At 64.5% G+C, this 21292-nt stretch carries 17 protein-coding genes; 7 read left to right on the top strand and 10 right to left on the bottom strand.

From position 1 onward, the window contains the following. The 8 genes from KBA48_RS25115 to KBA48_RS25080 form a co-directional block, all read right to left on the bottom strand. Window positions 1-360 (bottom strand): RraA family protein (locus KBA48_RS25115; RefSeq protein WP_292911451.1); only part of this gene is annotated, 360 nt, incomplete at its 3' end. Beyond that, window positions 353-1030 carry a hypothetical protein gene (locus tag KBA48_RS25110; protein WP_292911450.1) on the bottom strand — a complete coding sequence of 226 codons (678 nt, stop codon included), beginning with the start codon at window positions 1028-1030 and terminating at the stop codon, window positions 353-355. The genes KBA48_RS25115 and KBA48_RS25110, both read right to left, overlap by 8 nt. Next, window positions 1023-1436, bottom strand: coding sequence for a RidA family protein (locus KBA48_RS25105; RefSeq protein WP_292911449.1), 414 nt, complete (start codon window positions 1434-1436; stop codon window positions 1023-1025). The genes KBA48_RS25110 and KBA48_RS25105 overlap by 8 nt, the downstream gene beginning before the upstream one ends. A gap of 3 nt (window positions 1437-1439) precedes the next feature. Then, entirely contained in the window at window positions 1440-2435 is a 996-nt protein-coding gene (locus KBA48_RS25100) for a hypothetical protein (protein ID WP_292911448.1), read from the bottom strand. Window positions 2436-2438: 3 nt separating this feature from the next. Beyond that, on the bottom strand, window positions 2439-3461 hold the full coding sequence (locus tag KBA48_RS25095; RefSeq protein ID WP_292911447.1) for an amidohydrolase family protein: 1023 nt from the start codon (window positions 3459-3461) through the stop codon (window positions 2439-2441). Window positions 3462-3479: 18 nt separating this feature from the next. Then, complete coding sequence (locus KBA48_RS25090) at window positions 3480-4085, bottom strand: 4-hydroxy-4-methyl-2-oxoglutarate aldolase (protein ID WP_292911446.1); 606 nt, start codon at window positions 4083-4085, stop codon at window positions 3480-3482. A gap of 79 nt (window positions 4086-4164) precedes the next feature. Beyond that, window positions 4165-5466, bottom strand: a complete 1302-nt coding sequence (locus tag KBA48_RS25085; protein ID WP_292911445.1) for an MFS transporter — start codon at window positions 5464-5466, stop codon at window positions 4165-4167. A 32-nt stretch (window positions 5467-5498) separates the two neighbouring features. Continuing rightward, window positions 5499-7079, bottom strand: a complete 1581-nt coding sequence (locus KBA48_RS25080; RefSeq protein WP_292911444.1) for an acyl-CoA synthetase — start codon at window positions 7077-7079, stop codon at window positions 5499-5501. Window positions 7080-7416: 337 nt separating this feature from the next. Here KBA48_RS25080 and KBA48_RS25075 point away from each other — a divergent pair, with 337 nt between their 5' ends. Further along, on the top strand, window positions 7417-8529 hold the full coding sequence (locus tag KBA48_RS25075) for a hypothetical protein (protein ID WP_292911443.1): 1113 nt from the start codon (window positions 7417-7419) through the stop codon (window positions 8527-8529). Window positions 8530-8597: 68 nt separating this feature from the next. Then, window positions 8598-9206: a helix-turn-helix domain-containing protein gene (locus KBA48_RS25070; protein WP_292911442.1), complete on the top strand. Its 609-nt coding sequence runs from the start codon at window positions 8598-8600 to the stop codon at window positions 9204-9206. An 85-nt stretch (window positions 9207-9291) separates the two neighbouring features. Here the strand turns inward: KBA48_RS25070 and KBA48_RS25065 are convergent, their stop codons facing one another. After that, window positions 9292-11244, bottom strand: a complete 1953-nt coding sequence (locus tag KBA48_RS25065; protein WP_292911441.1) for an amidohydrolase family protein — start codon at window positions 11242-11244, stop codon at window positions 9292-9294. 203 nt (window positions 11245-11447) lie between these two features. Further along, window positions 11448-14186, bottom strand: coding sequence for a TonB-dependent siderophore receptor (locus tag KBA48_RS25060; RefSeq protein ID WP_292911440.1), 2739 nt, complete (start codon window positions 14184-14186; stop codon window positions 11448-11450). Between the two features lie 190 nt (window positions 14187-14376). Here KBA48_RS25060 and KBA48_RS25055 point away from each other — a divergent pair, with 190 nt between their 5' ends. From KBA48_RS25055 to KBA48_RS25035, 5 genes are all read left to right on the top strand, one after another. Beyond that, the gene (locus KBA48_RS25055; protein ID WP_292911439.1) at window positions 14377-15513 is read left to right on the top strand and encodes an FAD-binding oxidoreductase; all 1137 of its coding nucleotides are present in this window, start codon (window positions 14377-14379) and stop codon (window positions 15511-15513) included. A gap of 32 nt (window positions 15514-15545) precedes the next feature. Then, window positions 15546-16670 carry a serine hydrolase gene (locus KBA48_RS25050; RefSeq protein WP_292911438.1) on the top strand — a complete coding sequence of 375 codons (1125 nt, stop codon included), beginning with the start codon at window positions 15546-15548 and terminating at the stop codon, window positions 16668-16670. A gap of 39 nt (window positions 16671-16709) precedes the next feature. After that, on the top strand, window positions 16710-18239 hold the full coding sequence (locus tag KBA48_RS25045) for a M20/M25/M40 family metallo-hydrolase (protein WP_292911437.1): 1530 nt from the start codon (window positions 16710-16712) through the stop codon (window positions 18237-18239). 130 nt (window positions 18240-18369) lie between these two features. Then, window positions 18370-20487 carry a TonB-dependent siderophore receptor gene (locus KBA48_RS25040; protein ID WP_292911436.1) on the top strand — a complete coding sequence of 706 codons (2118 nt, stop codon included), beginning with the start codon at window positions 18370-18372 and terminating at the stop codon, window positions 20485-20487. Between the two features lie 3 nt (window positions 20488-20490). Next, window positions 20491-21292: PepSY domain-containing protein (locus KBA48_RS25035; protein ID WP_292911435.1), on the top strand; the 802-nt coding region annotated here is incomplete at its 3' end.

Raw genomic sequence — 21292 nt, 5'->3', positions numbered from 1 at the left:
GCCCAGTTCCACACAACGGTCGCTGTCGCGGCACACCCCGTCGATGACGGTGCCGGCAATGACCTTGGCATGAGCGACGAAGGTCAGGATATCGCCCCAGACCGTCTGGTCCGGCCGCCCGTCATTGTCGATGACGACAACGGAACCCGGCGCCACGTCATCGATATAGTCACCGACCACCCCACCCGTCAGGCCCACGGGCAGCATCCGGATGGTGAAGGCGGGACCGGCAAAGCGCATGGTGCGGGCCACGGGCATGATGCCCACGGCCTGGCCCGCGATACCCAGCTTGTCCAGCGCGTCGGACAGGGCCGTCACGCCGACCTTCTTCAGCCGTTCGGCCCATTGTTGATCAGACATTCGCAGTCTCCGGCTTCTTCAGCATATCCTCGTAATTCGCCCCCATCACGTCACCGATGGGCACGCCGGCATCGATGTCGCGGGCCATCAGGGTTTCCCGCGCCAGGATGTCCTCGGCTGCGGCGATCACCTGTTCCAGCCTTGCCGCCGGGATGAAGACCACACCGCTGCCATCGGCCACCAGCCAGTCGCCGGGTGAAACGGCCAGCCCGGCAATGGTGACCGGGCAATTGAAATCATGTTCGGCCACGCGGCCGCGCGCCGTGACCGGTACGGGCGCACGGGCAAAGACGGGCAGGCCCAGATCGCGGCTTTCATCCACGTCGCGGCAGGCGCCGTCGACGATCACCGCCGCCACGCCCTTGCCCACCGCCCCACGGCTGAGCAAGCCGCCCCAGCCCGAGACGTCGGTGCGCCCGCGATGTTCGACGACGATGATATCGCCGGCCTCTGCCGCCATCACCGCCCCCGCGCCCAGATGGCGCTTGGGCAGGTCCGGCAGGGGGGCGCCCAGCTTCACCGTCACGGCCCGGCCCGCTACCCGCCGCCCCGGCAGGGTCAGCGGCGACAGGCCGATGACGGCACCGGTCAGACCCAGCTTGTCCAGCGCGTCCGACACGGTGCAACTGTCGAACCGCATCAGCTGCTTCACAATCTCCGGATCAGCCATGGTCGGTCACCATGGCGATGGCGTCGCACTGCACCAGCATGTTGGCGGGCAGATGCTCATAGGTCAGCGTATGGCGGGCCGGGCGCGATGCCTCATCCGGGAAGGCTTTCAGCCATTCCGCGTTCACGGCCGCCCGTGCTTCCGGCACCTTGGCATAGATGGTCATGCGGGCAATGTCGCCCAGACCGGCTCCGGCCGCCGCCAGCACCCGTTCCAATTGCCAGAACATCAGCCGCGCCTGCTCGGCCACGTCGTCGGGCAGTTTGCCCGTTTCCGGGTCCAGCCCATAGATGCCGCCCGTGGCCACCAGCCCGCCCACGCGGGATGCCGCCGGGATCGGCTGTGCCCCATGGTTGAACCCCTCGACATTGATGCTGCGCCGTGCAGTACCCATCGTCTCCTCCATTTTTCACGCCCCCCAGGCCGCGAAGCCGACGCCGATGCCGGTGCCGGCCGGCGTGCGCCGGATGGGTTCATATTCGGTCCAGGACAGGGGCAGATGGTCGGCGGCCCCCGCGCTCATCACCCAGTTCAGGATCTCCGACGACCCGGAATTCAGCGCCTCGGGCGGGATGGACCGCAGCAGGGCGTCGCGGCCCGGCTCCAGCCCCGCCAACACCTGCCGGTCCAGTTCCTCATCCACCACAAAATGCGACAGGCCGCCGGAGGCGACAACCGCCACCCGTGCGTCGGATGGGCTTTCCTCGATCGCGGCGCGTAGCAGGCGGCCGATATCGAAGGCCCGCGACGCCATCATCACATTGGGTGGGAAATAGGTGTTCAGCAGCACGGGCAGCATGGGAATGGCCCGTTCACGGAACAGCCGCTCCGCCACGAAGCCGAAGGCATGGCCAAACCCGGCCTTCACGGGATCATCCACCTTCGACGCCGCCCCGATATCGACATGGCGCCGGATCAGGCCGGCGATCACGTCACGGGCCAGTTCGGGCGCACCGGGAAAACGATGCACCCGGTCCATGGCGTAACCCTTGGCCATCTGATGCATCCAGGCCGGCTTGTCATCGCGGCCCCAGACATCGTTGGTGGCGATCTCCGCTCCGTAATAGACGGAGATGGCGGGCGTGTTGGACAGCGGGAACAATTCCCCCTGATCGTCGCCGATCACCATCACGACATCGGGGGCGGCCGCGGCCAGCGCGTCGGCAAGCCGGTCCAGCCCGGCCTGACAGCGCACAGCCGCCGCCTCGAACGCCTGCGGCGTGGCGATGGCGGCATAGGCGTCACCCCGTTCCGCCCGCAGTTGCGCATAGGAAACGAACCGTCCGTCGGACAGATTCAGTTGTTCATTGGCAAGGTCGGCCTGGGCCCGATGCTGCCATTCGCTCCAGTCGATGGTCAGCAGCGGGCTGTGGGAGGCGGCCAGCCCCAGCACGATTTCAGCCATAGGTCACCCTGGCAGTCCGTTGAACAGGCGGCGGGCATTGCCCTCGAAAATCTTGTGGCGATCGGCGTCGGTCAGGAAGCCCATGGCCTCGATGTCCGGCTTCATGTCGTCATAGGAACGACCGGTGTCGGGATTGATCTGGCTGCCGCTGCCGATACGTTCAGTGCCGAAGCAGACATTGTCCGTGCCCACCACCTTCAACAGCAGTTCCACCGACAGGGGCGAGTGCAGGCAGGTGTCGAAATGGAAGGCACGCAACGCGTCGTCGAAACTGCCTGGCGTTTCCGACAGCTTACCCTGCACCCCGTCCTTGCCCAGATCCGGGAAAGCCCCACGCTCTGCCCGCCAGCGGCCGATCTGATAGGGGACGGAACCGCCACCATGCGCCACGATGATTTTCAGCTTGGGGAAGCGCTGCATCACCCCGGCCTTGATCATCGACAACAGTGCGATGGAATGTTCCGTGATGAAGTGGTTGGCATAGGTTTCCCGGCCGTTGCAGCAGGAACAGGCATGGATCAGGCCGGGCACATCATGCTCGCACATCTTCTCATAGAGCGGATACCAGTAGGGATCGCCCATGGGCGGCACGTACCCCGTCCCCTCCGCCGGATCGGGATTGATCAGGATGGAGTTGAAGCCCAGTTCCTTGATGCAGCGCTCCATTTCCGGAAACACGCGCTCGATGGGCTCGCCGGGGACCTGCGGCAGGCCGGCCATGCCAGCGAACCGGGTCGGGGCCAGGCGTACCTGCTGGGCGATGGCATTGTTGGTCCAGCGGGTCCAGATATCGACCAGCCGGCTCCCCCGTGAATGAAGCATGGTGAAGGGCCGGGGCGAGACCATCTGAAAATCGGTTCCCACCATGTCCAGCGCCTTGAACAGGGTCTGGAGATAGTCGAGATACCGGTCATCGGAGATTTTCGGCTCCATCCCGGAATAATGGCCGTCGCTGCCGACCAGCATCATGCCCCCGGCATTAAATTCCGGTGGCGCCCAGAGATGGGAATGGACGTCGATGATCACGGAGTTACCTCCCCTTCCTCAAAGTTTGTAGACATCGAGCGTCAGGGCGCCGGCCCGGACACGCTCCAGAATCCCGGCTTCCTTGGCGTCGCGGTCGCGCGCCGCCTGGACCAGGGCGGGAGCGTCCGCCGCCGGCAGGATGATGACGCCGTCAGCATCCCCCACGACCAGATCGCCGCGCCGCACGGTGACGGCACCGATGCGCACCGGCTCCCCCACGGCGCCATCACCCCCGGGGTCCTTGCCGGTACCCTGGATGCAGATGGCCCCGGCAAAGGTGGGAAGGCCCAGGTCGATCAGTTGCAGGCTGTCACGCACGCCGCCGGTGATGACCAGACCGGCGGCACCGAGCGCGATGGCGGATGTCGCCATGATCTCACCCCAGTAACCGAACTCTGTCCCCGGTCCGCATTCCACCACCAGCACATCGCCCGGCTTCACCTGGGCCAGGGCGCGGTGGATCCACAGATTGTCGCCCGGCGGGCAACGGACCGGCAGGGCCGGCCCTTCAACACTCATCCGCCGGTCGATCGGCTTGATGGAAGATGGCAGCGCGCCACGTCGCCCAGCCGCTTCATGCAGGCTGGCGCTAGAGATCGTGGCGGCATAGGGCCATGCCGTCATTCGATCCTCCCCGGATTGTTTGGATTTCTTGCCAACTCAAATTATACAGATGGAATAATTTGGCAAGATATTTTTTCCATCAATTCGACCCAACATAGGCTGCGACGGGCTTACGGGCCAGGGCGAACAACCCCACGCCGACGCTTGTCGCCATCACGCAGACCAGCATCAGGCCGACCGCCAGCGGATTGCCCGCCCCATCGGCCAGGCCAGCGAAGAAGGCGGCGGCCAGCGGCCCGACGCCCAGTGCCAGCGTGCTCATGCAGATCAGCAGCAGGGCCGTCATCGTGGCCTGCATCGGGCGCGGCACGATGGCATGGATGGCGGCCAGCACATTGTTGCCCCCACCACCAGCCAGGAACAGCCCCGCCCAGGCCATGACCAGAAACCCTGTCGATGTCGTCTGCAGCGGCGCCACCAGACAGAAGGCGCCCCCCACGATGCCACAGCCCGCCGATACCAGCGGCAGGGCGTCCGGCCGTTTCAGCCGGCGGGTCAGCATCGGCACCAGGATGGTGCCGCCCACCAGCGCCAGCATGTTGAACAGGCCATAGGTGCGCCCGGCCTCGGCCACCGGCATGCCGAAGCTGCGCGACAGGAAGGTCGGGCCCCAGGCCATATAGGCGTTGGTCATGATCTGCAGGCATCCCGCCCCCATGAACAGGGCGAAATAGAGCCGGGCATTGCCGGTGGCATAGCGCATGACGGCGCGCAGTCCGGGCACCCCGTCCGATCCCGCCGTGGTCTTGCGGGCCGGCTCCCGCGCCACCAGCGCGAACAGGATGGCCAGCACCAGTCCCGGCATCCCGACCATGACGAAGACCACCTGCCAGAGCTTCATGCCCGCCAGCTCACCCGACGGCTCCACGGCATAAATCCAGCCGATGGCCAGCGCCGCCACGACATAGGCGCCCGACGCGCCGACCATGCCGCAGGCATTGTAAATGCTGGCCGCCAGTCCCCGCCTTTCCTTTGGCAGCAGATCGCCGATCAGCGAATATGTCGCCGGCGTCAGCACCGCCTCTCCCACCGCCAGACCGATGCGCAGCAGCACCAGGGCCAGGAAGGTGGAACTGAAGCCGGACATGATCGTGCAGCAGGACCAGAGCACAACGCCGGCCAGGATCAGCCGGCGGCGATCCCCCCTGTCTGCCAGCCGCGCGACGGGAATACCGACGATCCCGTAAAATACTGCGAAGGCCGTGCCGAACAGGAAGCCGATCTGCATATCCGAGACACCCAGATCGGTCTTCAGCGGCCCGACCAGCAGGCCCAGCACAAAACGGTCGACAAAGGAAACGACATAGAGGATCGACAGGATGGCCACCATCGACCAGGCGCGCAGCGTCCCGGTCGCGGCGCCCGATGCGTCCGCGTTCATGCTACCTCCGGAAATGGGGGATCAGGGAGAGGTCAGTCTTCGGCCACGCGTTGCCGCAGGTCGCGCTTCAGGATCTTGCCGCTGGCATTGCGGGGCAAACTCTCCACAAAGACCACACGCTTGGGCGCCTTGAAGCCCGCCAGATGGGCCGCGCAATGGTCCAATATCTCGGCTGTGGTCAAGTCCATGCCTGCCTTGGGCACGATGAAGGCCGTCACCGCCTCGATCCAGCGTGGATGCGGCGTGCCCACCACGGCCACCTCCGACACGGCGGGGTGAATATAGATCGCCTCCTCCACTTCACGTGAGGCGACATTCTCTCCACCGGTCTTGATCATGTCCTTCTTGCGGTCGACGACGGTGATGTACCCTTCATCGTCCATGATCCCCAGGTCGCCGCTATGGAACCAGCCGCCCGCAAAGGCCTCCGCCGTGCGTTGCGGGTCGCGCCAATAGGCGGTCATCAATTGCGGCGACCGGTGTACGATCTCTCCCACCTGTCCGCGCGGAACATCCTGCATGGCGTCGTCCACGATACGGGTTTCGACATGCAGGACGGGGCGGCCGGCGGCACCGGCCTTGCGCTCCTGGTCCCGGGGCTGCAACACCGCCGCCAGGGGCGCGATCTCCGTCTGGCCATAGCAGTTCCACAGGCTCACCCCCGGAAGCCGCCGCCGCAATTCGCGCAACACCTCCACCGGCATGATCGAAGCACCGTAATAGCCGTGGGTCAGGCTGGACAGCTTCGCCGGGTCGAACAGCGGGGAACGCAACAGCGCGATCCACACGGTCGGCGGCGCAAAGAAGGAAGTGATGGCATGCCGTTCGATCAGGGGCAGCACGATATCGGGCGCCGGCGACGCGGCGATGATGTTGCTGGCCCCCATATGCAATGACGGCCCCAGGAAAGCATCCAACTGGGCGCAATGGAACAGCGGCAGTACGTTCAGGGTCATGGCATCGGGCGACCAGCCGCAATCGACGATGCAGCTCTGATACTGCCACATCAGTGCTTCATGGCTGAGCATCGCGCCCTTGGGCCGGGATTCGGTGCCGCTGGTATAGATGATTTGCGCGATGGAGCGGGCATCCACGGCGGCGGGGTCCGGAAACGGCGCGCCCGTGTCCAGCAGGCTGTCGAAACTCTCCGCCAGCCGCGAGCCGCCGGCCCCATCCCCGCCGGGAAGACCATATCGACGAGCCAGACCGACACGGTCGGCGGCAGCCAATGCCGTGGCTTCACAGGATGCGTCGGTGAACAATACCGAGCTTCCGCTGTGGTCCAGGATATAGGCGACATCATCCACGGTGAGCATGAAATTGATCGGAACCAGGATGGCGCCCGCACGGGCGACCGCGAAGCGAAGCGCCACGAACCAGTGATTGTTGCGCGACATCAAGGCAACGCGATCACCCGGCTTCACCCCGGCGCCAAGAAGGCCGGCCGCCAGATCATCGACCAGACTGTCCAGCCGCGCATAGGTCCAGTCATCATCCTGGAACCCGATCGCCAGCTTGTCGGGAAAGCGCATGGCCGTGCGGCGCAGCATATCCCCCAGCGTCTGGCGACGGCTGGAAGCGCCATAAATGTCGTCGACTGACGAGACACCCATAATCCGGTCCCCCCTATGCGACCGCCGGGTCGTGTGCCGGCGATATTGTTCCATGTGAACTTTATTATATATAAAAATCTTCCATATGGAATATTTATATGCCGATGGCGTCCACCACCCGGCACTCGTCAAAAGGGGGCATCTGCGAAACGGTTTCTGGTCACCCGAGAACCGGGCCTGGACAGGTACGACATGCCCCGGATTCCACGCCCGCACCGCCAGCATGAGCATTAAAAGAATATTTATTTCCTATAGGAATGATGATATTCCCGATCAGGTGTAATGGGGGATGCGGGCTCTGGTCAGCCATGACCGGCCGTGATGGCGGAGGGTTTTAATGAATATGAGAACAGGCCCGAGTTGGTTTCAGCGTTTCCTGCTGCCGGGATTTGCCTTCAAGGCCGTGGTCATCGGCGGCGGTTATGCCACGGGGCGGGAACTGGTCGAATTCTTCATGCCGGCCGGGCCATGGGGCGGCGTGGGCGGCATGCTGCTGGCGACCGTGATGTGGGGCGGGCTTGCCGCCCTGACCTTCGCCTTTGCCCGTACCGTCGGCGCGCTGGATTACCGCAGCTTCTTTGCCCGGTTGCTGGGACCGGGCTGGGTGCTGTTCGAAATCGCCTATCTGCTGCTGGTCGTGTTGCTGTTGTCCGTCTTCGGCGCCACGGCGGGGGAGATGGGGGCGGCCCTGTTCGGTTGGCCGAAACTGGCGGGCACCCTGCTGCTGGCCCTGTCCATGGCGGGTTTCGCAGCCTTTGGCAACATGGCGGTCGAGGCCTTGTTCAAATATGTCTCGTTCCTGCTCTATGGCGTCTATGCCCTGTTCCTGCTGCTGGCCCTGTCCTCCTTCGGTGACCAGATCGCACAGAATTTCACGATCCAGGTTCCGGCCGACGGCTGGGCCATGGGGGGCATCACCTATGCCGCCTATAATGTGGCCGGGGCCGTGATGATCCTGCCGGTCCTGCGCCATATGACCAGCCGGCGCGATGCCGTCATCGCCGGCCTGGTCGCGGGACCGCTGGCCATGGCCCCTGCCCTGCTGTTCTTTGTCTGCATGGTCGGTTTCTATCCCACCATCATGAACGAGACGCTGCCGTCCGATTTCATGCTGCGCAAGCTGGACATGCCGGCTTTCCATCTGCTGTTCCAGTTCATGATCTTCACGGCCCTGCTGGAAAGCGGTACCGGCGCCATCCATGCCGTCAATGAACGTATCGCCGGGGTCTGGCAGGCCCGGCGCGGCCGCACGCTTGGCGCGGGGGGACGTGGACTGATCGCGGCGGGCTTGCTGGTCGGATGCATGTTCATCGCCGACCGTTTCGGACTGGTCACGCTGATCGCCAACGGATACCGTTTCCTGGCTCTGCTGTTCCTGGGCGTTTTTGTCCTGCCGCTGGTGACAGTCGGGTTGGCCCGCCTGCTGCGTGGCACCCGGATGGATGGCTGATCCGTCTGCGGCTTGCGGAATTTCGTGTTTATGATAGGAAATCCCGAAGTCGAAAATCCGGTGAATAGATGACGATCAACCATACGACATTGCTTGGCCAGCGCGTGAAGGCGATCCGCACCGCCAAGAAACTGCGCATTGCCGATGTCGCCGGCCGGGCGGGCCTGAGCGGCTCCACCATTTCAAAGGTGGAGAACGGCCAGATGTCGATGACCTATGACAAGCTGATCCAGTTGGCCGAGGGGCTGGACGTGGAACTGTCGGCCCTGTTCTCCGGGGAAGACGCACAGGGTGGCGGCGGCGGCTCCCGCCCCGCCATCACCGGCCGGCGCGACATGTCGGATGTGGAGGGGGGGACCTACGTCAAGACGCAATGGTACGAATATTGGTACCTGTGCCCCAACTTCTCCCACAAGGACATGGTGCCGATCCTGGGCCGGACGACGGCGCGCAGTCTGGCCGAGTTCGGGCCGCTGATGCGCCATCCCGGCCAGGAATTCCTGTTCATCCTGTCCGGCGAGATGGATGTCTACACTGAATTCTACGAGCCGACGCGGCTGAAGGCCGGCCAGAGCATGTATTTCGACAGCTCCATGGGCCACGCCTATATTTCCGTGTCGGAAGAGCCGTGCCGCTTCATGACGGTGTGCAGCTCCGGCAAGGAACCACAGCCGTAACGAAGGACGGCCCCGAATGAAAAGGGGGTGGACGGCCTTGAAAGCCGCCCACCCCTTTTTGTTTTTGCTGCCCCGCCGGCCGCGCCTATGGCGCCGATTGGTAAGTCAGCTTGCCGTCCAGATAGAGGGAGAAGCTCCGCTGGCCCTTCGGCGCCGTCGGGTTGCTTTCGTCGCTGATCATGGTGAAGGCCTGCTTGCGACCTTCATGGTCCTGCACCACCCCGGTCACACCCGCCCAACCCGGTGCCGTCTGCAGTCGGCCCAGGGTGCGGGCTTCCAGCACGACATGCCCGCCCGGTCCCGTCACGCGCAGATGGCCCTTGACCGCATGCTCATCCGCCCCCTGCGCCACGGCGTAATCCAGGGACAGGGTGCCGCTGCGGGTGCCGTCCACGGCGGTGAGGGCAGCCTTGCCGACCGCCTCGCGCTCCCCCGGATGATCGATGCGCGCCGGCATGTCGGGCGCGCGCAGCAGGACGCCCCCGGCCTTGGCACGTGTCGGCTTGCCGCCTTCCACAGCCACCACACCATTGACCAGCACATAATCGATCCCGACCGACGGGGCTGTCGGATTGGCGTAATCGGCCTTGTCGATGATGGTGGCGGGGTTGAAGATCGCCAGATCGGCCGCCATGCCGGGCGCCAGATAACCCCGGTCGACCATGCCGATCATGGAGGCCGGCAGGCCCGTCATCTTGCGGATGGCATCCTCCCAGCTCAACACGCCCCGTTCACGGACATAGTGGCCCAGAACGCGCGGGAAGGAGCCATAGAAGCGCGGATGCGGAAAACGGCCATTGGCCGACAGACCGCTGTCGGGCAGCGCCCCGCAATCACAGGCGATGGACGCCGTGGGATAGCGCAGGATGGCCTCCAGATCCTCTTCCTTGCCGAATTTGAAGATGCCACGCATGTCGGCCTGCTCCAGCAACTGGATGACCGTTTCCCCCATCCCGGCGCCCCGCTGGCGCATTGCGTCGCTCAGCTTGATCTCGGCATCCAGGATCCACATGTCCTCCGGGCCGGTGAAGCGCGCATTGATGGCCTGTTCGATCTCCACCGCCACCTTGGCCCGGATCGCCGGGTCCTTGACGCGGGCCACAAACTTCGGATAGCCGCCATCCATGGCCCAGCCCGGCACCGTCAGCCCCGTCAGGGTGCTGGCACCGGCCAGATAGGGATAGACGTCGATGCCGCGTTCCTGACCCTTGGCCCGGGCTTCGGAGAATTCGGCCAGCATGAACGGCGCCTTGCCCTGTTCATGGCCCTGCAGCTTCATGTGGGTGATGACGGGCAGCAGCCCGGCCCCGGTCGCGATATCCACCGTTTCCCGCATGCCGGCAACGGAAGAGAAATTGTTTTCCGGGCTCAGTTTTTCGTGGTTCTGGAAATAGGTGCGCCAGGGGGCGACGGGCTTGACGATGGCCGTCACCTCTGCCGGGCGGGCGAAATAGGCCGGCTTGTAATCCAGTCCGGAGGAGACGCCCCAGGCGCCGGCCCGCATCTGGGCGACCAGCATGTCGCCCATGGTCTTGATCTGCCCCTCGCTGGGCCGCGTATCCGACCGCCCCACGATTTCGGTCCAGACGGCGTTGAAACCGATCTGGGCACCGATATTCACCGCCAGGCCGGGAGCGGCATATGTGTCGAGCTGCCGGCGGATGTCGGTCTCCCCCGCCCCGTCGGCATTCATGATTTCCGTCGTCACGCCCTGCTGCAACATGTTGGTTGCCGTGGCCAGGGCGGCCGGCAGGGAATGATCATGGGCATTGATGAAGCCGGGCGCCACATACAGGCCCTTGGCATCGATCACCCGGCCGGCCGTGGCGGCGGACAGGTCACCCACTGCCAGCACATAGCCACCCTTGATGCCGACATCGGCGCGCAGCAGGGGGGCACCGGAACCGTCAGCCACCATGCCGTTACGGACGATGACGTCATAGGCGGCATCGGCAGCCGTCGCCGCACCGCCCCCCCCCAGACCCGCCATCATCGTTCCACACAGCAGCAAAGCCCTGATCATGGACATGCGCATCATGGATATCCTCCTCTTTAATACCAGTTCCCGGTGAGCAGAACTCATCGGGAACTGGTTCGGCGGCGACTGCCGCCGCGCGGCACATGCCGCGTAGCCAAGCCAACGGATGTTGGCGCCGGCGATTGAGGTCCGGGGATCGGTTGTGATCACCGGGACATGGTATAAGCCGGGCCGCCCGATGGCGGCCCGGCAATCCGGTCGGGTCAGTAGGTCACGCGCAATCCCGCCAGGAAGTACCGCCCCACAAGGTCATAGAGAATGGGGTTGGTGCCAAAGGCGTTCTGGAAGGTCGATGGCAGGACCGGCGGATCGCGGTCCAGCGCATTGTTGATATTGGCAAAGACCTGGAAGCCGACATCACCCATGTCGGGCAGCCGATAGTCCGCCGCCAGGTCCAGCATGAAGACACTGCCGGTATGGTTATCGTTGATGTCGGCCGCCGTATAGGTGTTGTCGTAGGAACCGCCGCCGATATAGCGCCCGCGCACGGTGGCCGAACCGCCGCCCAGGGCATAGGTCAGGCTGGCCGTGCTGCGCCAGTGCGGCACGCCATTGTTGCCCGGCCCCACCTCTCCGGCCCGATCCACGGCGGTCACGCCGTCATCGGTCGACAGGCGGGACACATAGTTGAGCAGCAGGCGGGAGGTCAGTTGCCCGTCACCCAGAGGCATGGTGTAGGCAGCCTCCAGATCCAGGCCCTCCGTCTTCACCGAGGAGAGATTGACATAGAGCGGCGAGACCGACGTGATGGCATTGGCGCTGCTGCGCTGGACCAGGGAACAAAGCGCGGCGTTGCCATTATGGCAGCGCGTGACGATGGCCTGGGCCGACAGGGTCTGGATCGCCCCCTCGATGCTGATATCGTAATAATCCAGCGACAGGCGCAGGCCCGGCACAAAATCCGGCTCCAGCACGATGCCCGCCGTGAAGGTATCGGCCTTTTCGGGTTGCAGGTTCCTGTTGCCGCCGGTGTAGACGGGGATGAAGGCGGAGCTGTTGTCCCGGGGATCGATGACCGTGGAGAAGGACGTGACCTGAGCCGTGAACAGTTCGGTAACGTTGGGCGCACGGATATCCCGTGACCGGGTTCCGCGCAACAGCACCTCATCCGTGATACGGTAGGTGGTGCCCACCTTCCAGGTGGTGACGCTGCCGCTGGTCGAATAGTCGGTCAGGCGGATGGCGGCGTTGAAATCCAGTTCGTCAGCGAAGGCCGTGTCCTTGGCCAGCGGCACCACCATTTCGGCAAAGCCTTCCTTCACCGAAAAATTACCCTTCAGCGCCTTGGGGTTGCCGATCAGAAAGCCGCTGGCTTCCGATACCGGGTCGGTCAGGACCTTCACCCGCTCCTTGCGGTATTCGAAGCCTACGGCGGTCGATACGGGCCCGGCCCAGGTGGCGAACGGCTCCCCCTTCAGGTCGGCCGCCGCCACGTCCTGGAACACGCGCACATCATACAACTGGTCCCCGGTGAAATAATCGATGGCGCCTTGCGAGGGCGAGCCATAGCCGAACAGGTTCACCGGCACGCAGGCGGCATCATCATTGGCCGTGGATGCATCGGCATTGACGCGGCAGACGGCCTTGCCGCCGACCAGGACGCTATCCGTGGCCTTGGCCAGCTTGGACGTGTTCACATTGCCATGCAGCACATTCTTGGCGCGCGTGCGGCCATACTGGTAATAGGCCGACCAGTCCCAGCCATCGCCGAAATCACCGTCAAGGCCCGCCACCTGACGAAAGCTGTTGGTTTCGACATCACTGGTCATGAAGCCGAAATCGGTATTGATGCGCCCCATGGTGAAGGATGAAATCCGGTTATTCACCATGGTGTTGCGCAGGCTGTCCGACAGGAAGGCGTTTTCCGCGGTGATCGTGTAGGGCGCGCTGACATTGAAGGATTGCGTCACCTCGTTGATCGACTGGCTGGCCGCATAGGTGGTTTCAGCCCGGAACCGGACATTGTCCGTCAGGTCATAGCGCAGCGTGCCCATGATGTTCTGCCGGTCATAGGGGGCGACCAGCGAATTGTATTTGCCCTGGTTGATCCCGTCCCCACCCACCTGATAGGCGGCACCGGAAATCGCGCTGCGGACGAAGGGGGCCAGGGTGCCGCCGGGCAGGAACTGCTGTCCGCCCAAGACACCGGCCCCCAGGATCAGGCCGCCTTCGGTGCGGTTGGTCTGGTGGACATTGGCGGCGATGAGGTAGCGCGGCTGCCCGTTGCCGGCCGCATAAAGCGGGTTGGCAATGGTCTGGTAATCCTGACGCGCCCAGTCGCGATCGGTCTGGTTGGTGATGCCCTTGCCGGTGAAGGCCTCCCCCGACAGGGTGACATGGCCGCGCCCGTCGGCGAAGGCGGTGCCGAAGGCGGCGGCGGCCACCGTCTCCTCACTGTCGCCTTCGTCGCTGATACCCGTCTGGATGCTGGCCTTGGCGCCCTCGAACGTGTCGTCCAGCACGATATTGACCACACCCGACACCGCGTCGGAGCCCCAGGCGGCAGAGGCGCCGCCCGTCACGACATCCACCCGCTTCACCAGCGCCTGCGGGATCATGTTGATGTCCACCTGGCCGCTGGCGGATGCCGCGACATGCCGGCGGCCATTGACCAGAACCAGCGTGCGGTTGGTGCCCAAACCGCGCAGATCCATGAAGCTGCCGCCGACATTGGCCGTGCCCAGCACGCGCGACGCCGGGGTGAAGGTGGCCCGGAAGGCCGGAAGCTGGTTCAGCGCCGCGGCAATGCTGCCCGTCCCGGCGCGGGCCAGCTCCTCCATATCGACGACCGTCGTCGGAGTCGGCGCGGTAAAGCCGGAACGGGCAACACGCGTGCCGGTAACGATGATCTCTTCAAGTTGCACAGCCTCCTGCGCCGCCACCGACGGGCCGGTCAGCACCGCCAGAACGGACACCGTCGCCAATCCACCGATACGGGCCAAGGACCTTGCCCCCGTCCACCTGCTCCCAACCATCTTCATCATTCCCCTGTTTCGATTTCAGCTTATGACGGGCGTTGCCGTCCGCTTGGTCGTTACCGTGCCACGATTATTCCTATTGTCAATTATTTTTCTTATCGGCATATTCACCGCCAATCATACGCGCAAACGCAACAACTGGGTGTTTGGTAAAATGAATGCACAAGGCAGCACCGCGACGGAATGCGACTTTATCGTCATCGGTGCCGGAATGGCCGGCCTGGCGGCGGCCGAACAACTCTCCCTCGACGGCCGCGTGATCGTGCTGGAACAGGAAAGCAGTCCCGCCTTCCACGCCACCGGCCGGTCGGCCGCCTTGTTCGCCGACAGCTATGCGGAGCGGAATATCCAGTGCCTGTCGCGCATCAGCCGCCCCTGTTTCGAGGCGCCACCCTTCGCCGTGGACGGGCCACTGCTGCATCCGCGCGGGCTGCTGCATATCCGGTTATGGGACAATCTGCCGCTGCCGCCCGACGATAAGCGGGCTATCTATCCGCGACTGGATGGCAAGGATCTGACTGATCTGCTGCCGGTGCTGAATCCCGAGGCCGTCATCGAAGCCTTTTATGAAGAGCCGGCGGCCGATATCGATATCCACGCGCTGCAGACGGCCCTGATCCGGGAACTGCGCACACGCGGCGGACAGATACAGCTTTCCGCCAAGGTGGAGGTGGCGCGCCGTATCGGCGGGCGCTGGCAGGTCACGGCGGGCGGACAGACGTATCAGGCGCCCGTTGTCATCAATGCCGGCGGTGCCTGGGCGGGGCAGATCGCCACGCTGTTCGGCGCGCGTGACCCCGGCGTGTCGCCGCTGCGTCGTACCGCCGTGCTGGTGGAACCGCCCGCCGGCATGGACGTGACGCGGTGGCCCATGGTTGTCAATCTGGAAGAAACCATGTTCTTCAAGCCTGAAAGCGGCAAGGTCATGGTTTCGCCCGCCGACGAGACGCCCTGTCCGCCGCACGATGCCTATCCGGAGGAATTGGACGTGGCCACGGCCGTCGACAGGCTGGAAACCGTCACCACGCTGAGCGTCCGGCGCGTCGTCACAAGCTGGGCCGGCCTGCGTACCTTCATGCCCGACCGGCTGCCCTCCATCGGCTTCGACTCCGGCGTGGAAGGGTTCTTCTGGCTGGCCGGACAGGGCGGCTCCGGCATCCAAACCGCCCCCGGACAGGGGATTCTGACCCGTTATATCGTGACCGGAAACGCAGGTGGGCTGTCACAGGCCGACCGGGACATGCTGATCCGTGCATTTTCACCGGCCCGGTTCGACGCGATCGCGGCCTGACAGATATCCGGCAAGGAAGGAGCAGTACAACCATGCGGAAATTCCTGATCACGGGGCTTTGCGCCCTGCTTCTGGCCGGCCCGGCCGCAGGCGGGGTGGAGAATGGCGCCTGCCCCGCCGTCCCGGCGCAGGGTGTGGCACCCGCCGACCCGTTGATGACACGGGCGGTCGATATGCTGTTCAACGGGGCGGTGCGGAGCGGGATGGGCACGGGCTATGCCGTTGCCGTGGCCGATGACACCGGCCGGATTCTGTTCGCCCGTGCCTATGGGCAGGCCGATCTGGAAAACCCCACCCCGGTCCGCCCCGACAATATCTTCCGCGTCGGGTCCGTCACCAAGGAATTCACCGCGGCCGCAATCCTGTTGCTGGCGGATCAGGGCAAATTGTCGATCGACGATCCTGTTTCCAATTATATCGATAAATTCTCGGATACGAAAATCACCCTGCGCCATATGCTGGCGCACACATCGGGGCTGCGGAACTACACCAATGCGGAATTCCGGTTGAAGGACGGACGGTTGGAACGCAGCGTACCGGAGATGGTGGCCTACATCCTGGCCCAACCCGACCTGCTCACCTTCCCGCCCGGCAGCCGTTACAGCTACAGCAATTCCGGCTACTTCCTGTTGGGCGCGGTGATCGAGAAGGTAACCGGCCAGGGCTATGCCGACTTTATCCGCACAGCTTTGCTGGACCCGCTCGGCCTGACGCACACGGCCATCGATACGGATGGCATGATCGTTCCAGGCCTTGTTCATGGCTACGAAAAGGCGGCGGATGCGCCGACGGGGACCGTCAACGCCATGATCATGTCGCTCAGTGTGGCAGGACCAGCGGGTGCCCTGCGTTCCACGGTGGGCGACCTGATCTGCTGGAACCGCGCGCTGATCGGGGGACGGGTGCTGTCGCCCGGTAACCTTGCGCAGATGGCCCAGCCGGGCCTGGGGGATTACGGTCTCGGCCTGATGATCCGCAAGGATCGCGATGGCATCCGGTCGGTCGGGCATTTCGGCGCGATCAACGGTTTCCAGGCCGCTCTGTTCACCCTGCCGGAGCAGAAGCTGACTTTTGCCGTGCTGGGCAATCGTGCACAGTCCGTCATTCCGGTGGTGCCGGCCTTCCAAAAGGCCATCGTGACATTCCTGGGCCATTGAAACGACGGGCGACGAGCCATAGGGGGGGGGGGAAGTGGAATGAAGTGCGCATCACGCTTTTTTATGTCCGCCTTGTGCCTGTGCGGCATGGTCGCTTGGGCCAGCGTCAATGCCGCGTCGGCGGGTGACAGCGCCTTGATGCGCGCCACCAGCTCCTCCCTGCCGGAATTTGTGGAGTTTCTGCGTATTCCCAATGTCGCCCAGGTGGCGGATGGCGGGATCAAGCGCAACGCCGACTGGGCGCTGGCCGCGTTTCAGCGCCGGGGCATGACGGCCCGGCTGCTGGACAACGGCGACGCCCCCATGGTCCTGGCCCAATGGGATGCGGCCGGACCATCGGCGCGGACCATCCTGTTCTATGCCCATATGGATGGTCAGGCGGTCTTTCCCGCCGACTGGCATCAGCCGGACCCGTTCTTGCCGGTGCTGAAGCGCAGGGCGGCGGATGGCGGATGGGAAACCCTGCCGCTTGAACAATTGACGCAAGGCGTGATCGATCCGGAATGGCGCCTCTTTGCCCGTTCCGCCGCCGATGACAAGGGGCCGATCCTGATGCTGCTGGCGGCCATCGACACACTGAAGGCCCAAGGCAAGCGCCCGGCCATCAATATCAAGGTCATCCTGGACAGCCAGGAGGAAGAAGGATCGCCAACCCTGAAGGGTGTCATCGATGCCAGCCGCGACCGGTTGGCCGCCGATGCCGTGGTCATGCTGGACGGCCCCATGCATGCCAGCAACCGCCCGACCCTGGTCTTCGGTCATCGCGGCATCGGCACCTTCACCCTGACGGTTTTCGGCCCGGCGCGCGAACTGCACAGCGGACACTACGGCAACTACGCCCCCAACCCCGCCATCACCCTGGGGCATCTGCTGGCCGCCATGAAGGATGGTCAGGGGCGCGTATTGATCCCCGGTTTCTACGATGGGGTGGACCACAGCGCCGAGCGTCGTCGCCTGCTCTCCACCGTGCCCGACGACGAGGCCGCGATGCGCCGCAGCCTGGGTATCGCCGCCCCGGAAAGCGTCGGTGACAATTATCAGGAGGCGATCAACATGCCCTCCCTGAATGTCACGGCCATGGAATCGGGAAATATCGACAGCAAGCGCTCGATCATCCCGGCCACGGCCACAGCCAGCTTCGACATCCGCACCATCCCCGCCACGCCCTTCGACCGGCAGATCGGCCTGATCCGGGGCTGGTTGGTCGATCAAGGCTATCATCTTGTCGAGGGTGTGCCGACCGACGCGCAACGCCAGATCCACCCCAAGCTGGCATCCCTCACCGTCGGCCCCGGCACAGCGGCTTTGATGACGCCGCTGGACAGTGCCGTGGGGCTGTGGGCGGCCAGGGCAATGCAACGGTCTTTCGGCACGCAGCCGCTGCGCATCCCGGTCATGGGCGGCACCGTCCCCACGGCGGCCCTGGTGCAAGGGCTGAACCTGCCCGTCGTGCTGCTGCCACTGGTCAATAACGACAATAACCAGCACGCCGCCGATGAAAACCTGCGCCTGGGCCATTATCAGACCGGCGTCAAAACCCTGTACGGGCTGCTGACCGAACCCTATTGACGCCGCCGGCCACTATGGCGCGGCCCCCACCAGCACGCATGCATGTATCCCGCACAGGAACGTTGACCCTATTGACCCGACCCTTTATCGAGTTTGAAAATCATTCGTAATTGCATGTGGGGTTGGACAAATGCGGGCACGGTGGATGATGGGCGTTTGTGCCGCCACCTTGATGGGTGGGGCCGCCATGGCGGAGCAGGCGGCAACGATGACGGAGGAGATCATCGTCACCGGCCGCGTGCAGCGGCTTTACCGGGTGGAAGAGACCACCGTGGGCAAGGTGCCCGCCAACATCCTGGATATTCCCCAGGCGGTGCAGGTGATCAACGCGGAACTGATCAAGGATCTGGGGGCCCGCAACGTCACGGACCTGTACCGCAACATTTCCGGCCTGTCCTTCTTCACCTATGCCGGGGTCACCTTCCGGGGCTTCCGCCAGGAACAGGCCTATTATGACGGGATGCGCGGCGACCCGTTCATCGGCTTCGCCGTGCCGCAACTGTTCAATATCGAACGGGTGGAAGTGCTGAAGGGGCCGGCGGGCATGCTGTACGGCCCGGCGGCACCGGGCGGATCGCTGAACTATGTCACCAAGACGCCGAAGGACGACTTCCGGGGCGAGGTGCGGGCCTTCGCCGGCAATTACGACCGGCTGGGCGGGGCCGCCGAGGTGACCGGCCCCATGGATGAGGAAGGCCGCTTCGCCTATCGCGTCGGCGCCTATTACGAGGAAATGGACAGTTTCCGCGTCGGCGCCGGCAACGAGACGGCCATCGGCGATGCCAGCCTGCGCGTGCAGCTGGCGGATGAGACAAACCTGACGCTTCAGGTCATCCATTATGACCAGGACCTGCCTGCCAACCGCCTGCGCGGCATCCCCGTCACCAATGACGGCGTCTATCTGGCGCCCATCACCTGGAACCACAATGAACCGACGGATTATTCAAAGCTGAAATCCGACGTGCTGCAGGCCAAGCTGGACACAAGGCTGACCGACGCCATCCGGATGGATGCCGGCGTGCGCTGGTTCAAATCCAACGAGGTGCAGCAATATCACGAGCCGCGTGGCACCTATGACAGCAACCGCGACGGCATCCTGGACATGGTGCGGCGCGAGTTCCGTGACCAGAAGCGTGACAGCGACGCCCTGGCCATGGCCGCCAACTTCATCGCCGATACCGAACTGGCCGGTCTGGATCACCAGATCCTGTTCGGCGGCGACTGGTACCGCGAGGACGCGATCCTGATGCAGCGCTCTGCGGCGGCCAGCAATGCCGGCGGTCCCGTGCCCGATACCAGCCTGACCAACCGTGTCTATGGCCTGACCTCCGGCGCCGCCTACAACCTAGCCAACGTGCCGTTCAGCCGCACCGACACCTGCGCCGAACGCCAGGGTGTCTATTTGCAGGATCAGGTGGGTCTGGGCCCGCACTGGATCGCCATCGCCGGCATCCGCTACGACCATTTCAAGGACCTGAACCGCGTCAACGGGGCGGACTTCTCCGACGGTGATTACACTTGGCGGACGGGCCTGATCTATAAGCCCACGGACGAAATCTCGCTCTATGCCAGCTTCGCCAACAGCTTCGAACCGCAGGCCATCGCCAGCCAGGCGACCAATGCCGGCGGTCCCTTCGACCCGGTGACGGGCCGGCAGGTGGAGGCCGGGGTGAAGACGGCGCTGCTGGGTGGCCGCATCCAGGCCAACGGCGCCATCTACCGCATCATCCGCGAAAACATGGTGCAGACCGACAGCACTAAGCCGCCCGTCAACGGTGTCAATCAGTTGAGCCCTGTGGGCGAGGTGACGGCGAAGGGTCTGGAACTGGACCTGTCGGCCGACATCACGCCCGACTGGGTGTTCACGGCCAATTATGGCTATAACGACACCAAGATCACGGACACCGTGCCGGGGCAGAGCCTGACCAACGCCGTGGGCAACCGCTTCGCCAACGCCCCGCGGCACAAGGTCGGGTTCTGGACCCGTTATCAGGTGCCTGCCATCGATACCGGTTTCGCCTTTGGCGGCGAACATGTGTCGGAACGGCTCAGCCTGAACGGCCAGACCGTGAAGCCCTACACGATCTTCGATGCCTCCATCATCACCGACCTGGGGTTCGCGGAGGCGATGTTCCGGGTAAAGAACCTGTTCGACAAGCATTATGCGGCTTCCGGCTTCACCACCCATAACGGCCATTTCCCCGGCGAGCCGCGCACCTGGTTCGTCGAACTGCGCCGGACCTTCTGACCCATGACGGCGGCAAAAGGCACGGTGGCGAAAGCCCGGAAGGGGCGGTCGGTCTGGTGGTCGGTCCATGCCTGGGCCGGGCTGAAACTCTCCTTGTTCATGACCTTCATCCTGGCGACAGGCACGCTGGCCGTGTTCGCCGCCGAACTGGACTGGCTGATTACGCCGTCGATGCGGGTCATGCCCCGGGATGCGCCAATGGCATCCTGGGGCACGCTGGCCGCATCGGCGCAGGAGGCCGTGCCCGGCGGGCGGCTGGAACAGATCTATGCCCCGCCCCATCCCGGCTTCGCGGCGGAAGCCTGGATGGATACGGGGACCGCCCGGCCCACCCGCATCCATCTGGACCCCTATACGGGCCGGGTGACGGGGGTCGTGGGCTGGTACAATATCCAGCGCTTCCTGCGCGAGACGCACCGCCACCTGATGCTGCCGGTGAAGGTGGGGGTGCCCATCGTCTGCACGCTGGCCTTCCTGCTGCTGGCGTCGCTGATCAGCGGCATCGTCACCTACAAGAAATGGTGGCGCGGCTTCTTCAAGTGGCCGCGCGGCGGGGATGGCCGTAGATTATCCGGTGACCTGCATCGGCTGGCCGGGTTGTGGAGCCTGTGGTTCGTGGCCCTGATCGCGGCCACGGGCGTCTGGTACATGGTGGAATCACTGGGGGGCAACGCACCGAAACACCCCCTGCCGCCGGCCAAGGCCCTTGCGTCGGCCCAGCCGGTGGGACCGGCCCTGGATCTGCTGATCGCCACGGGGCTGCGGGCCTATCCGGGCCTGGACATCCGCGAAATCCGCTATCCCC

The sequence above is a fragment of the Niveispirillum sp. genome, from assembly GCF_017996735.1.
GTDB lineage: Bacteria > Pseudomonadota > Alphaproteobacteria > Azospirillales > Azospirillaceae > Niveispirillum.
Note: the sequence above shows the minus strand (reverse complement) of the source record. Positions and strands in the feature narration are given on the sequence as shown.